The organism is Mitsuokella sp. UBA4253 (assembly GCF_002395285.1).
GTDB classification, from domain to species: Bacteria; Bacillota; Negativicutes; order Selenomonadales; family Selenomonadaceae; genus Mitsuokella; species Mitsuokella jalaludinii.
The window spans coordinates 237,929-252,027 of sequence record NZ_DGWR01000004.1; the positions used below are offsets into that span (position 1 = coordinate 237,929).

General features: G+C 60.7%; 11 protein-coding genes. 10 read left to right on the plus strand and 1 reads right to left on the minus strand.

Annotation, left to right across the window (positions count from 1 at the left end):
• Positions 1–44 precede the first annotated feature (44 nt).
• Positions 45–1,523: a sodium/proline symporter PutP gene (putP, locus tag B2X55_RS02820; RefSeq protein WP_036373885.1), complete on the minus strand. Its 1,479-nt coding sequence runs from the start codon at positions 1,521–1,523 to the stop codon at positions 45–47.
• A 314-nt stretch (positions 1,524–1,837) separates the two neighbouring features.
• Between putP and B2X55_RS02825 the strand changes: the two genes are divergently transcribed.
• The 10 genes from B2X55_RS02825 to B2X55_RS02870 all read left to right on the plus strand — a co-directional run bounded on the left by B2X55_RS02825 (position 1,838) and on the right by B2X55_RS02870 (position 14,095).
• Positions 1,838–3,214: an NAD(P)/FAD-dependent oxidoreductase gene (locus B2X55_RS02825; RefSeq protein ID WP_278742469.1), complete on the plus strand. Its 1,377-nt coding sequence runs from the start codon at positions 1,838–1,840 to the stop codon at positions 3,212–3,214.
• Positions 3,215–3,334: 120 nt separating this feature from the next.
• Positions 3,335–3,790: a DUF1934 domain-containing protein gene (locus tag B2X55_RS02830; RefSeq protein WP_286820791.1), complete on the plus strand. Its 456-nt coding sequence runs from the start codon at positions 3,335–3,337 to the stop codon at positions 3,788–3,790.
• A gap of 67 nt (positions 3,791–3,857) precedes the next feature.
• On the plus strand, positions 3,858–5,513 hold the full coding sequence (gene argS, locus B2X55_RS02835; RefSeq protein WP_286820793.1) for an arginine--tRNA ligase: 1,656 nt from the start codon (positions 3,858–3,860) through the stop codon (positions 5,511–5,513).
• Positions 5,514–5,553: 40 nt separating this feature from the next.
• Positions 5,554–5,886 carry a DNA-directed RNA polymerase subunit delta gene (rpoE, locus tag B2X55_RS02840; RefSeq protein WP_036373872.1) on the plus strand — a complete coding sequence of 111 codons (333 nt, stop codon included), beginning with the start codon at positions 5,554–5,556 and terminating at the stop codon, positions 5,884–5,886.
• A gap of 78 nt (positions 5,887–5,964) precedes the next feature.
• A complete protein-coding gene (locus tag B2X55_RS02845; protein WP_278742465.1) occupies positions 5,965–7,569 on the plus strand; it encodes a CTP synthase in 1,605 nt (534 codons plus the stop codon).
• Between the two features lie 97 nt (positions 7,570–7,666).
• Complete coding sequence (gene mfd, locus B2X55_RS02850; RefSeq protein WP_286820794.1) at positions 7,667–11,038, plus strand: transcription-repair coupling factor; 3,372 nt, start codon at positions 7,667–7,669, stop codon at positions 11,036–11,038.
• On the plus strand, positions 11,035–11,712 hold the full coding sequence (locus B2X55_RS02855; protein ID WP_036373867.1) for an SAM-dependent methyltransferase: 678 nt from the start codon (positions 11,035–11,037) through the stop codon (positions 11,710–11,712). Before mfd ends, B2X55_RS02855 begins: the two co-directional genes overlap by 4 nt.
• 150 nt (positions 11,713–11,862) lie before the next feature.
• A complete protein-coding gene (locus B2X55_RS02860) occupies positions 11,863–12,138 on the plus strand; it encodes an HU family DNA-binding protein (protein ID WP_036373864.1) in 276 nt (91 codons plus the stop codon).
• Positions 12,139–12,206: 68 nt separating this feature from the next.
• Positions 12,207–12,974 carry an SDR family NAD(P)-dependent oxidoreductase gene (locus B2X55_RS02865; protein WP_278742458.1) on the plus strand — a complete coding sequence of 256 codons (768 nt, stop codon included), beginning with the start codon at positions 12,207–12,209 and terminating at the stop codon, positions 12,972–12,974.
• The gene (locus tag B2X55_RS02870) at positions 12,974–14,095 is read left to right on the plus strand and encodes an MGDG synthase family glycosyltransferase (protein WP_036373859.1); all 1,122 of its coding nucleotides are present in this window, start codon (positions 12,974–12,976) and stop codon (positions 14,093–14,095) included. Before B2X55_RS02865 ends, B2X55_RS02870 begins: the two co-directional genes overlap by 1 nt.
• Positions 14,096–14,099 lie beyond the last annotated feature (4 nt).

Sequence of the window (14,099 nt, forward strand, 5' to 3'; positions counted from 1 at the left end):
CATCCTCTGTGGATGATGGGGATTCTTTGCATTGGTGTGATGGATCAGATCTTGCTCTTGCCGACCTTGTCGAACGTCTCGAGGATCGAGGCTTCCGGCACACGGTCAAGCCAGCTGACGGCCCAGATGGCGATCGTGGAGAACAGGAAGCCCGGCACGATCTCGTAGAGACCGAAGAGTGCGTACTGCTTCCAGACGAGGACGGTGACACCGCCGACGATGATGCCGACGAGCACGCCGTACTTTGTCGTGTGGCGCCAGAAGAGGCTCATCAGGAGAGCCGGGCCGAAGGCGGCGCCGAAGCCGGCCCAGGCGTAGGACACCATGTCGAGGATGAAGTTGTTCGGGTTGAGCCCAAGGAAAATCGCGAGGCTCGCGATGACGAGGACGCTCGCGCGAGAGATCCAGACGAGCTCCTTCTGCTCGGCGTCCTTGCGCAGCAGCGTGCGGTAGAAGTCCTGTGCGAAGGCAGAGGCCGCGACGAGGAGCTGCGAAGAGGCCGTGCTCATGATGGCCGCGAGGACGGCCGAGAGGATGAGGCCCGTGGCGATTGGCGGGAAGAGCTCGTTTGTCATGACGAGGAAGACCGTCTCAGATGCCGTTCCCTCGAGCGGCGTCGTCAGGTAGACGCGACCGACCATGCCGACGGCGACAGCTGCAGCGAGCGAGAGGATGACCCAGGTCATGGCGATGTGCGTGGCCTGCTTGACTTCCTTCGAGGTACGGATGGCCATGAAACGCACGAGGATGTGCGGCTGGCCAAAGTAGCCGATGCCCCAGGCGAGCAGCGAGATGAGCTCGATGGCGTTCATCGTGGAGCCGTCCGGCTTCGTCAGCGGCTCGAGCATCGTGCTCTGCACGTGCTGGATGGCCGTGACGGTCGACTCGAAGCCGCCGCACTGCATCGCAGCGCAGATCGGCACGACGAGGATGGCGAAGAACATCATGACGCCCTGGATGAAGTCCGTGCGCGAGACGGCGAGGAAGCCGCCGACGAGCGTGTAGAAGACGACGGAGCCGGCACCGATGAAGATGGCGTACTCATAGGGGATGCCGAAGACCGTCTCGAAGAGGCGGCCCGCCGAGACGAAGCCCGACGAGGTGTAGATGACGAAGAAGATCAGGATGAAGATGGCCGGCACGATGCGCAGCAGGCCGCTCTTGTCGTGGAAGCGGTTCTGCAGGAACTCCGGCAGCGTCAGGGAGTTGTTGGCGAGCTCCGTGTACTTGCGCAGGCGCGCGGCGACGAAGTGCCAGTTGGCCCAGGTGCCGATGGCGATGCCGATGGCAATCCAGCCGGCGTTGAGGCCGGCGAGATAAGCGTAGCCCGGCACACCCATGAGCATCCAGCCGCTCATATCTGAGGCTTCGGCGGAGAGTGACGTGACCCAGGCACCGAGCTTGCGGTTGCCGAGAAAGTAGTCACTCATGTTGCGTGTGCGGCGGTAGTAATACACGCCGATGGCCATCATGAAACCGATGTAGAGCACAAACGTGTTGATGATGGCAAGATCATGAGTCAAAATGAATCCCCCATTTCCTTTTTCGCGGAATTAAGTTTACAAGAATAGTTCAATTATATGGGAAGACGGCGGGGTATTGCAATACTTATTTGTATAGAAGGTATAAAAATAAGACATTGTGTGCGTTTTTTTGCGAAAATCGATAAAAACGCTTGCAATCGCATGGTATATCCCGTATAATACATAAGGTTTGAACGCAGGTGGTGGCCCGGACGTGCGCAAGGCGGGGCCAAGGTCAACTGCGCTCTTTTGCTGTGCACAGATTTTGTTGAATGAGTTGAGATATCGGATGAATCCATATGGGGGGCATTTCCATGAAGAAATACGATGTGGCGATTGTCGGCGGCGGCCCCGCCGGCGTCATGGCAGCTTATGAACTGGTGGAGAAGAAGCCGGGACTCCACGTCATCGTCTTCGAGAGCGGCAAGGACATCTACCACCGCGTCTGCCCGATCTCGGCGGGCAAGGTCAAGAGCTGCATCGGCTGCAAGCCGTGCAGCATCATGCGCGGCTTCGGCGGGGCCGGTGCGTTCTCGGACGGCAAGTACAACTTCACGACGAAGTTCGGCGGCTGGCTTAACGAGTATCTGCCGGACGAGGAGGTCATGGAGCTCATCGACTACGTCGACAAGATCAACATGAAGCACGGCGCGCCATCACAGGTCTTCTCGACGAAGAACTCCGACATCGGCCGCCTGGCCCTGCAGCACGACCTGCATCTCCTGAGCGCCAGCGTGCGCCATCTCGGCACAGAGAACAATCTGCGCATGCTCGAGCAGACGTACGAGTACCTGAAGGAGAAGGTGGAGTTCCGCTTTGAGTGTCCCGTCGCCCACATCGAGTCGGACGGCCAGGGCGACAACATGCTCGAGCTCGCAAATGGCGAGAAAATCGAGGCGGACTTCCTCGTCATCGCGCCGGGCCGCGCTGGAGCGGAGTGGTTCTCCAATGAGTGCAACCGTCTCGGCATCGAGCAGGAGAACAATCGCGTCGACGTCGGCGTGCGCGTCGAGGTGCCGGATGAGGTATGGAACGATATCACGAGCCAGGTCTACGAGGCAAAGCTGCTCTACCGTACGAAGCAGTACGGCGACTTTGTGCGCACGTTCTGCATGAATCCGCACGGCCACGTCGTCATGGAGAACACGGACGGCATCGTGACGGTCAATGGCCATTCCTACAGCGACCCGAAGCTCCAGAGCCACAACACGAATTTCGCGCTGCTCGTCTCGAACCACTTCACGGAGCCCTTCAAGGCGCCGCATCAGTACGGCAAGCGCATCGCGTCGTTCTCGAACATGCTCGGCGGCGGCATCATCGTGCAGCGCTACGGCGATCTCATCAAGGGTCGCCGCACGAATGCGCACCGACTGAGCAAGAGCTTCACGAAGCCGACGCTCGCGGCGACGCCGGGCGATCTCTCGCTCGTGCTGCCGAAGCGTCACCTCGACAACATCATCGAGATGATCCAGGCGCTCAACTACGTGGCGCCGGGCATGACGAACGATGACACGCTGCTCTACGGCGTCGAGGTCAAGTTCTACAGCGCCCGCGTCGTCCTGACAAACCAGCTCGAGACGAAGCTGCGCAATGTCTTCGCGACGGGCGACGGCGCCGGCGTCACGCGCGGCCTCTCGCAGGCCGGCGCCAGCGGTGTCTACGTGGCGCGCCAGATCCTCGCGCGCATGTGACGCAAGATGGGATATGCCAGGAAGGCGCTCTGCAGGCGCCTCCTGGCATAAAATTTTTAGTTGGCAAGGCTCGACGGTTTGGTCTATAATGATATACAATGTATAGAAAGGGGCAGGCGGATGAGTGAGAAGAAACCGGTCATCGTGAAGGTCAGGGGCTCCTGGCAGGATGCGCAGGGGCAGAAGGACAGCGTCCGCACCATTGCGAAGGGCCATCATTATTTCCATCGCGGCAAGCACTACGTGATCTATGAAGATGATGCTGTGCAAGACGGCAAAGACGGTTCGGAAGGCTCGAGAGTCTCGACCGTCCTCAAGATTGGCGGCGGTACGATGACGCTCTTGCGCAAGGGCGCTCTTGAACAGGAGCAGCGCTTCGAGAATGGGCGCGAGCATACGAGCATCTACCGCACGCCGTACGGCAACATCGACCTCTCTGTCCGCACGGAGGCGCTGTCTGTCGATTACGGCGAAGTGGCGGGGCGCATCGACATCCGTTACGGTCTCTGGGTCAACGGAGCCTTCCAGAGCCAGAACCGCCTGCATATCGAGATCGAAGAAGACCATGGCCTCTGAGCTTCTCGGGGACTTTGGCCGGACTGTTGGCGTGCCGGATGTGCGCGCAGGAATAGGAGGAACACTTTTGGAAATCAAAGACATATTGACAGGGGCCATTGAACAGGCCGCTAAAGATGCCATCCAGGAAGGCGCTCTGCCGGAAGGCCAGCTGCCTCAGATCGTCCTGGAGGTGCCGCCAACGAAAGAGTTCGGCGACTTTGCGACAAACTTCGCCATGCAGTCGGCCCGCGTCTTCCATCGGAATCCGCGCCAGATTGCCGAAGAACTCGCCAAGCGCATCAAGGGAGACTGGCTCGATCACACGCAGATCGCAGGGCCAGGCTTCCTGAACTTCTACCTCAAGGGCAATGTGCTCTACGATTCCTTCCAGAAGATCCTGGAGGCCGGGGAGTCCTTCGGCAATCTGCCAAAGCTTGACCATCCGAAGATCCAGGTCGAGTACGTCAGCGCCAACCCGACGGGCCTGCTGCACGTCGGCCACGGCCGCGGCGCGGCTGCCGGCTCGGCTCTCGTCAACCTGTTGCGTGCAGCGGGCTATCCGGTCGAGAGCGAGTACTACATCAACGATGCCGGCAACCAGATGAACAACCTCGCGCGCTCCGTCAATGCGCGCTACCTCGAACTGCTCGGCCAGGAGGTCACGTTCCCGGAGGACGGCTACCACGGCCAGGACATCATCGATACGGCGCAGCGCATCATCGACCGCGACGGCGACAAGTACCTCGCGCTCAGTGAGGAAGAGCGCCTCGATATCTTCAAGGACCTCGCCTACCACGAGAAGCTGGCCATCCTCAAGGAGGACCTCGAGCGCTTCCACGTGACGTTCGACAAGTGGTTCAGCGAGCGCACGCTCCACCCGGATGCGGTGCGCAAGGTCGTCGAGATCCTCAAGAAGAAGGGCGACATCTACGAGAAGGACGGTGCCCTCTGGCTCAGATCGACGGCGTACGGCGATGACAAGGACCGCGTCGTCATCCGCGACAACGGCGTGCCGACGTATCTCGCGGCCGATATCGCCTATCACCACAACAAGTACGAGCGCGGCTTTGACCGCCTCATCAACATCTGGGGCGCCGACCATCACGGCTACGTCTGCCGCGTCAAGGCTGCCATGCAGGCACTTGGCCACGACCCGGAGAAGCTCACCGTGCTGCTCTTGCAGATGGTCAGCCTCTACCGCGGCGGCGAGCTCGTCAAGATGAGCAAGCGCACGGGCCAGAGCGTCACCTTGAATGAGCTCATGGAAGAAGTCGGCACAGATGCCGCACGCTATTTCTTCCTCATGCGCTCGCTCGACAGCCAGCTCGACTTTGACCTCGACCTCGCCAAGAAGAAGTCGAACGACAACCCGGTCTACTACATCCAGTATGCGCACGCCCGCATCTGCAGCATCTTCCGCCAGGCGCAGGAGACAAAGCTCGCGCTCGGCAAGGCACCGAAGCTCGACCTCCTGACGGATGAGAGTGAAGTCGCCCTGATCAAGAAGATCGAGGAGTATCCGGAAGAGGTCAAGAAGGCTGCTGACGACTACGCGCCGCAGCGCATCGCGCGCTACAGCTACGACCTTGCGGCGCTGTTCCACAGCTTCTACAACAAGTGCCGCATCATGGGCGTCGACCACGACCTCGCGGAGGCACGCCTCGCGCTCGTCACGGTCACAGCGTATGTCATCCGCCACAGCCTCGGCATCCTCGGCGTATCGGCACCGGAACACATGTGAGTTTGGATTGATTACGCATTTTGCGAAGGGAGATATAGAAATGGATTTTCTGAAAAGCTCGGAAGTTGATGTAGCGTACTACATCTTGACGCAGTCGGGGGAGAAAATGTACTACAAGGATCTCGTCCTCGACGTTATCGAGAAGACGCACAAGCCGGTGCAGTCGCTGTCGGCTGCCATCTCGGAAGTCTACACGCTCATCAACATGGACAGCCGCTTCCACTATGAAGGCGAAGGCCAGTGGGGGCTGACGGAATGGAATCCGCCAGAGGTCAAGCGCTCCCATTCCAGCCGCTCGACGTCTGGCTCGAGCAAGGCCGCAGCCAAGGCCAGCAGCAACCGCAAGAAGAAACTCGAGAGCATCCAGGAATAATCGATGGATTGACATCCCCATGCGATTCGGGGTAGAATAGTCAACATGTGTTTCAAAGAACAAGCAGGAGGCAGTTCCATGGCAAAGTATATTTTCGTTACCGGTGGCGTTGTTTCTTCTCTGGGCAAGGGCATCACGGCCGCATCGCTCGGCCGTCTCCTCAAGAGCCGGGGAATCAAGGTCACGATCCAGAAGTTCGATCCGTATATCAACATCGATCCGGGCACGATGAGTCCTTACCAGCACGGTGAGGTCTTTGTCACGGATGACGGTGCGGAGACGGACCTCGATCTCGGCCACTACGAGCGCTTCATCGACATCAACCTGACGAAGAACTCCAACATCACGACGGGCAAGGTCTATTGGTCGGTCCTCAACAAGGAACGCAAGGGCGAGTATCTCGGCTCGACCGTTCAGGTCATCCCGCACATCACGAACGAGATCAAGCAGAAGGTCTACGACGTGGCAAAGGCTGACGGCGCTGATGTCGTCATCACGGAGATCGGCGGCACGGTCGGCGATATTGAGAGCCAGCCGTTCCTCGAAGCCATCCGCCAGGTTAAGAAGGAAGTCGGCCCGAATGACACGCTCTACATCCATGTCACGCTCCTGCCGTACATCTCGGCAGCCGGTGAGCTCAAGACGAAGCCGACGCAGCACAGCGTCAAGGAGCTGCGCGCCATTGGCATCCAGCCGGACATCCTCGTCTGCCGCACGGAGAAGACGATCTCCAAGGAGATGAAGGACAAGATTGCCATGTTCTGCGACGTGCAGCCGGAAGCTGTCATCGAGAACCGCACCGCGTCGACAATCTACGAAGTCCCGTTGATGATGCAGAAGGAAGGTCTCGACAAGATCGCGCTCAAGAAGCTCAACATGGACTACGGTCCGGCTGACATGAGCGAGTGGGAGAAGATGGTCTATAAGATCAACCACCCGCAGAAGCGCGTCAAGATCGCCGTCGTCGGCAAGTATGTCGAGCTGCCGGACGCCTACATCTCCGTGACGGAAGCCCTGCATCACGGCGGCATTGCCAATGATGCGCAGGTCAAGATCAACTGGGTCAACGCAGAGGAAATCGAAGAGAATCCGGATATGGACCTCGATGAAGTCTTCGTGGGCTGCAAGGGCATCCTCGTGCCGGGTGGCTTCGGCAGCCGCGGCGTCGAGGGCAAGATCAAGGCCATCCAGTACGCGCGCGAGCACAAGATCCCGTTCCTCGGCCTCTGCCTCGGCATGCAGTGCGCCGTCATCGAGTTTGCCCGCCATGTCTGCGGCATGGAGGATGCGCATTCGACGGAGTTCGATCCGGAGACGACGCATCCTGTCATCTCGCTGATGGAATCGCAGCAGGGCATCGAGAAGAAGGGCGGCACGATGCGCCTCGGTTCATATCCCTGCACGCTCGCCAATGGCACGCATGCTAAAGAGGCATATGGCACGAACCTCATCCATGAGCGCCATCGCCACCGCTTCGAGTTCAACAATGAGTTCCGCGGCGCCCTGCAGGAGAAGGGACTGGTCATCGCCGGCACGCTGCCGGATGACAGCCTCGTCGAGATGATCGAGGTCAAGGATCACCCGTGGTTCGTCGCCACGCAGGCACATCCGGAGCTCAAGTCGCGCCCGAACAACCCGCATCCGCTGTTCCGCGACTTCCTCAAGGCCGCTCTTGCTCAGTAAAACAGCATGACGATAGAGAAGACCCGCATTGCCGGGTCTTTTTGACGTGAATCGCATGGAATGGCATGATGCACCGAATGACATGAAGGATGATTGTATGAATGCATTATTTACCGCGATGCTGCAGGACGGAGCCCTGCAGCGCCTGCGGGAGAACACGCAGGGCGAGCCGCGCGAAGCCCTGATCTACGGGCTCGGCGGCTCACAGAAGCACGCCGCTGTCGCTGCCTGCTACGCTTCAATGCCGCAGATGATGGCCATCATCTGCCACTCGTCGGAGACGCTCTCCGATTGGAAGGAGGATCTCAGGCTGCTGCTCCCGAAGGTCCCCATCGTCGAACTGCCGGAGGTTGATACGTTTGACGTCAAGGCGGCGGCCAAGAGCCAGGAGCGGGCCGCCAGGCGCATGGAGGTGCTCGGCCGCCTCGTGCGCGGCGAGCATGTCATCGTGCTCGCGCGCACGGAAGCAGCCGTGCAGAAGGGCATGGGCCGCAATGAATTCATGCGGCTCTCGCTCTCGCTGCGCATGGGCGACGTCCTGCCGCGCGAGGACCTCTTGGAGCGCCTCGTCGACCTTGGCTACGAGCACGCGGAGGAGGTCGAGCGCGTCGGACAGTTCAGCGTGCGCGGCGGCATCGTCGACATCTTTGCCATCAATGCGGCTGAGCCGGTGCGCGTCGAGTACTTCGACGATGAGATCGACTCGCTGCGTGAATTCGACCTCGACTCGAAGCGCTCGACCAAGAACATCGGCGCGGCGACCATCATGCCGCTGGCACAGACGGACGATTCGGGCCGGCCGGAACTCTTCCTCTCGTACCTCGAGGGGAAGGGGACTGTCCTCTTCGATGAGCCGACGCGCGTCCGCGACACGATCCGCACGATGGTGCGCGAGAACCCGGACATCAAGGGCAAGATCTTCAGCTGGGAGGAACTCTTGGAAGCCGCGCGCGTCAACCGCGTCGTCTACCTGGCACTCCTCTTGCAGCAGGTGCCGGGCGCTGTGCCCGTTGAGACGATTGGCGTGACGGCAACGACGATGACGCCGTTCCGCCGCCAGATGGACCTCTTGGAGAACGAGGCCAATCGCTGGCTCGCGCAGAAGCAGCGCGTGCTCGTGCTGCTCGGCGATAGGGAGAAGGCGAACAGCCTGCGTGAGTTCTTCGCGCACCGCCGCATCCCGTCTCTCATCGAGGGCGCAGCAGAGCCTCTCCATGACAATGCCATTAACATCCGCCGCGGGGCCCTGCTCACGGGCTTCGAGATGGCTTCTGCGCGCCTCGTCGTCGTGACGGAGAAGGACATCTTCGGCCGCCACAAGCGCCACACGGCTGTCCGCAAGCACAGCGACTACGGCGAGAAGATCTCGCATTTCCGCGACATCAAGCCGGGCGACTACGTCGTGCACGAGAGCCACGGTATCGGCAAGTACCTCGGCGTCGAGACGCTCGATGTCGGCGGCATCCACAAGGACTACCTGCACATCCAGTACGCGGGCGACGACAAGCTCTTCGTGCCGACGGACCAGGTCGGCCTCTTGCAGAAGTACATCGGCTCGGAGGGCGATGTGCCGCGCCTGCACCGCATGGGCGGCACGGAGTGGGTCAAGGCCAAGGCGCGCGCCAAGAAGTCGGTCGAGGACATCGCGCAGAAGCTCATCGAGATCTACGCGAAGCGCAAGGAGGCCAAAGGCCATGCCTTCCCGCCGGACGATGTGAGCCAGCGCGAGTTCGAGGACGCATTCCCCTACGAGGAGACGGAAGACCAGCTGCGCGCCATCGCGGAGATCAAGGCGGACATGGAGAAAGAGAAGCCCATGGACCGCTTGCTCTGCGGCGACGTCGGCTTCGGCAAGACGGAAGTCGCCATACGCGCGGCTTACAAGGCGGCCATGGACGGCAAGCAGGTGGCCGTGCTCGTGCCGACGACCGTCCTCGCGCAGCAGCATTACCAGACGTTTACGACGCGCTTCAACGGCTTTGCGCCGGTCATCGATGTCATCTGCCGCTTCCGCACGGCGAAGCAGCAGAAGGAGACCATCGAGAAGGTGCGCCTCGGCCAGGTGGACATCCTCATCGGCACGCATGCCATCCTCAACCAGAACAAGGTCAAGTGGAAGGACCTTGGTCTCTTGATCGTCGACGAGGAACAGCGCTTCGGCGTCAAGCAGAAGGACAAGATCCGCAAGCTCGCCGCCGGCATCGACGTCCTGACGCTCTCGGCAACGCCGATACCGCGCACGCTCCACATGTCGCTCGTCGGCGCGCGCGATATGAGCATCATCGAGACGCCGCCGGCCGAGCGCTTCCCCGTGCAGACGTACGTTGTCGAGAACAACGATACGATCCTCGCGAACGCCATCAAGCGTGAGATGAGGCGCGGCGGGCAGGTCTACTTCATCTACAACCGCGTCGACACCATCGACCGCATGCGCGACCACATCGAATCGCTCGTGCCCGAGGCGCGGATCCAGACGGCACATGGCCAGATGCCCGAGGAACTGCTCGAGCACGTCATGATGGACTTCTACGAGGGCGATTACGACATCCTGCTCGCGACGAGCATCGTCGAGAACGGCCTCGACGTTGCCAATGCCAACACGATCATCGTCTACAACGCCGACCACTTCGGCCTGTCGCAGCTCTATCAGATGCGCGGGCGCGTCGGCCGCTCGCATCACATGGCCTTTGCGTACTTTGTCTATCAGGCGGACAAGATCCTGACGGAGACGGCCGAGAAGCGCCTGCAAGCCATGAAGGAGTTCGCCGAGCTCGGCGCAGGCTTCAAGATCGCCATGCGCGACCTCGAGATACGCGGCGCGGGCAATCTGCTCGGTGCCCAGCAGCACGGTCACATCGCCAGCGTCGGCTTCGAGATGTACTGTAAGCTCCTCGAAGAGGCCGTAGAGCGTTTGCAGAGCGGCAAGGCGCCTGAGGAAGCACCGCCGGAGCCTGTCATCGACCTGCAGACGGAAGCCTACATCGATGGCGGCTTCATCACAGACGCCATGCACAAGATTGAGATCTACCAGCGCATCGCGGCCATCCGCAGCAATGAGGAGCTACGGAGCCTGCTCGATGAGCTCATCGACCGCTTCGGCGACCCGACGAAGCCGGTCATGCACCTCTTGGAGGTCGCGCGCATCAAGAACTACGCGCGCGACCTCGGCATCCGTGCCATCAAGGAGATGCCGCTGGCGCTCGACCTCTACTTCCTGCCAGAAAAACGCATGCCGGCCAAGGGGATGCTCGCACTTGCCAACCTCTTTGGCAAGCGCATGCGGAGCCTGCCTGAAAAGAACGGGCTGCGCTTTGCGCTCAGTGACCGCTACAAGAAGAACATCACGAATTTCGTCACGCGCGTGCTCATGATCGCTGCCGGTGACGATGAGGCGCTCGAGGTAAAGGCCAGGGAAAAGGCCAGCGCCATCAAGAAGAGTCAGAAGGGAAAGGAAAGAGAGACAGAATGAAACAGCCAAAGATCACCGTAGTCGGACTTGGCCCGGGCCGCTTCGGCCTCATCACATTGGAATCCTGGCAGACTATGCAGGCGGCAGCGCATCTTGTACTGCGCACGCGCATCCATCCGACTGTCGCAGAGATTGAGAAGCGCGGACTGACGTTCTCGTCATACGACGGCTTCTACGAAGAAGCGCCGGATTTTGAGACGCTCTACCGCCATATCGCTGAAGATCTGCTGCGGCGCGCAACTGAGCAGGGCGACCTCGTCTACGCCGTGCCCGGCAGCCCGCTCGTCGCCGAGCGCACCGTCGTGCTGCTGCGCGAACTCGCGAAGGAGACGGATACCGCCGTCGACATCCTGCCCGGCATGAGCTTTGTCGAGGTCATGTACACGCGCCTCGGCATCGACCCCATCGAGGGCCTGACGATACTCGATGCAGAGGATGTCAGCACGCTCAAGGAGCGCCCGGCCCAGTCGCTCGTCATCACGCAGGTCTACGATCCCATCATCGCCTCGGACACGAAGCTCATGCTCATGGAGTTCTATCCCGACGAGTACGAGGTCACCTACATCCACAATCTCGCCCTGCCCGACGAATCCATCCGGAAGATTCCGCTCTACGAGCTCGACCGCCAGAAGGATGTCGACCATCTGACGAGTCTCTTTGTGCCAGCACAATGAGCCGAAACGCGCCTGTTCGCGGTTATTTTTCCGAAAACCCTTGATTTTTCAAGGGTTTTCTGCTAAATTTTGATAAGCAGGCAGGATATTCGCGGCAGGCCGCGAATATCTGTCACATAAGCAAAACCATTATTTAAGGAGGCTACAATCGTGAATAAAGCTGAATTGATAGCTAGCGTTGCTGAAAAAGCAGGTCTGACGAAGAAAGACGCAGAGAAGGCTGTGGTCGCTATCTTCGATAGCATCCAGCAGGCTATGGTTGAGGGCGATAAAGTACAGGTGATTGGCTTCGGTACGTTTGAAGTCAAGGAGCGTTCTGCTCGCGCAGGCCGCAACCCGCGCACGAACGAGACGATCCAGATCCCGGCTTCGAAGAATCCGGTGTTCAAGGCTGGCAAGGCCCTGAAAGATGCGGTCAACGCATAATCTGGCTTGTGTACGAGAGGCTGGGTTCCTTCGGGAGCCCGGCTTCTTCTTGTATTGGAGGGATAGGCTTGGATCTCGGTTTATCGTCAAAGGTTGTCCTGCTCACGGGCGGCACTTCCGGCATCGGACTGGAAGCGGCGCGTGAATTCCTGCAGGAAGGTGCCAGTGTCTGCCTGATGGGGCGCTCCGAGGAGCGCGGCCGTGAGGCAGCGGCACGCCTCGCGCAGGAGGCCGGGGCAGAGCGAATCTGCTTCCTGCAGGGGGATGTGAAGAGCGTCGAGGACTGCGGCCGCGTGGTCAAAGGGACGGTGGCGCGCTTTGGCCGCCTCGATGTGCTCGTCAATTCGGCGGGCATCTATCGGGAAGGGGCGCTTGAAGACCTCGGGGAAGAGGAACTCGACGATATCCTCGCCTGCAATGTCAAGGGCGTCTTCCACATGACGAAGGCCGCTCTGCCTGCGCTCAAGGCCGCTCGCGGCGCTGTCGTCAACGTGTCGTCTGACGCAGGTGTCCACGGCAACTACTTCTGTACGGCTTACTGCGCGAGCAAAGGCGCTGTCGTGCTCTTCACGCGCGCGCTCGCACTCGAGGTGGCCGCCTTCGGCGTGCGCGTCAATGCCATCGCACCGGGCGACATCATGACGCCTCTGACAGAGGCGCAGCTCGGTACGGGGGAAAGGCGTGAAGCGAACCTCAGGGAGATGGCTGCTGTCTATCCGCTCGGCCGCATCGGCACGGCGCAGGAAGCGGCTTCACTCATCGTCTTCCTCGCCTCGGCGCGCGCGTCTTTCGTGACGGGCGCCATCTACGGGATTGACGGAGGCCTGACTGCCTGATGCATAAGATACTGATACTCACGGCCTCGATTGGTTCGGGGCACATCAAGGCGGCCGAGGCCATCGAGACGGAACTGCGCCGCCTGCTGCCCGATGCCGAGATCACGACGGTCGACTTCATGGCGCGCCGCATCTCGCGCATCCACTGGTTCATGAAGGAATTCTACCTGGCGATGCTGGCCTTCGTGCCGAACCTCTACGACGTTTTCTACAAGCTCTCGGGCGGTTCCTCGGGCGGCACGCTCGTCCAGAACGCCTTTGCCTGGATCATGATGCCGGTCATGAAGCGGCTCGTGCGCCGCTACGAGCCGGACCTCGTGCTCTGCACGCACCCGTTCCCTGAGGGAGCGGCCTCTCTCCTGCGCCGCCGCCAGCAGGAATCGTACCGGCTCGCGACCGTCATGACGGACTACTCCCTGCACCAGATCTGGCTCTATCCGGCCGTCGACCGCTACTACATGGCGACGGAGGAGATGCGCATGGGCATGATCAGCCATGGCTTTGCCGTCAACACGCTCGAGGTGCCCGGCATCCCTGTCGCGAGTGTCCTGCAGGAGATGAAGGACAAAGCCACTGTGCGGCGCGCGCTGGCTATACCGGAGGGGCAGCCAGCCGTCCTCTTGATGGGCGGCGGCCTCGGCCTCGGCGGCATCGAGTCGAACCTGCGCGACCTCGAGGAGATCGAAGCGCGCCTGACCATCCTCGTCGTGGCCGGGCGCAATCAACGCCTGATGGAGCGCGTGCAGGACATGGCGGACGCCTCGCATCATCAGGTGCTCGTCTGGGGTTACACGGATCAGGTACACTTCCTCATGCGGGCGGCTGACCTCTTGATCACGAAGCCTGGGGCGCTGACCATCAGCGAGGCGTTCGTGCTCGGCCTGCCGATGCTGCTGCACGATCCCATCCCGGGGCCTGAGACGGAGAACGCCATCTATGCGACGCAGCACGGGGCGGCTGTCTGGCTCCATCCGCGCGAGGACCTCGCGCGGTCTGTCCGGAAACTCCTGGACGGCGATTCACTCGCTGCGATGAGCCGGGCCGCCGTTTCTTGTGCGCGCCCCGATGCCGCGCCGTCCATTGCCGAAGATCTGAAGGATTTGCTGTTGAGAAGGAGTTGATTTC

Bases quoted from the DNA above. Each gene is read 5' to 3' on its own strand.
- B2X55_RS02870 (WP_036373859.1), top strand. From the start codon at position 12,974: ATGCATAAGATACTGATACTCACGGCCTCGATTGGTTCGGGGCACATC.
- B2X55_RS02830 (WP_286820791.1), top strand. From the start codon at position 3,335: ATGAGTGAGAAGAAACCGGTCATCGTGAAGGTCAGGGGCTCCTGGCAG.
- B2X55_RS02825 (WP_278742469.1), top strand. From the start codon at position 1,838: ATGAAGAAATACGATGTGGCGATTGTCGGCGGCGGCCCCGCCGGCGTC.
- B2X55_RS02855 (WP_036373867.1), top strand. From the start codon at position 11,035: ATGAAACAGCCAAAGATCACCGTAGTCGGACTTGGCCCGGGCCGCTTC.
- mfd (WP_286820794.1), top strand. From the start codon at position 7,667: ATGAATGCATTATTTACCGCGATGCTGCAGGACGGAGCCCTGCAGCGC.
- B2X55_RS02845 (WP_278742465.1), top strand. From the start codon at position 5,965: ATGGCAAAGTATATTTTCGTTACCGGTGGCGTTGTTTCTTCTCTGGGC.
- rpoE (WP_036373872.1), top strand. From the start codon at position 5,554: ATGGATTTTCTGAAAAGCTCGGAAGTTGATGTAGCGTACTACATCTTG.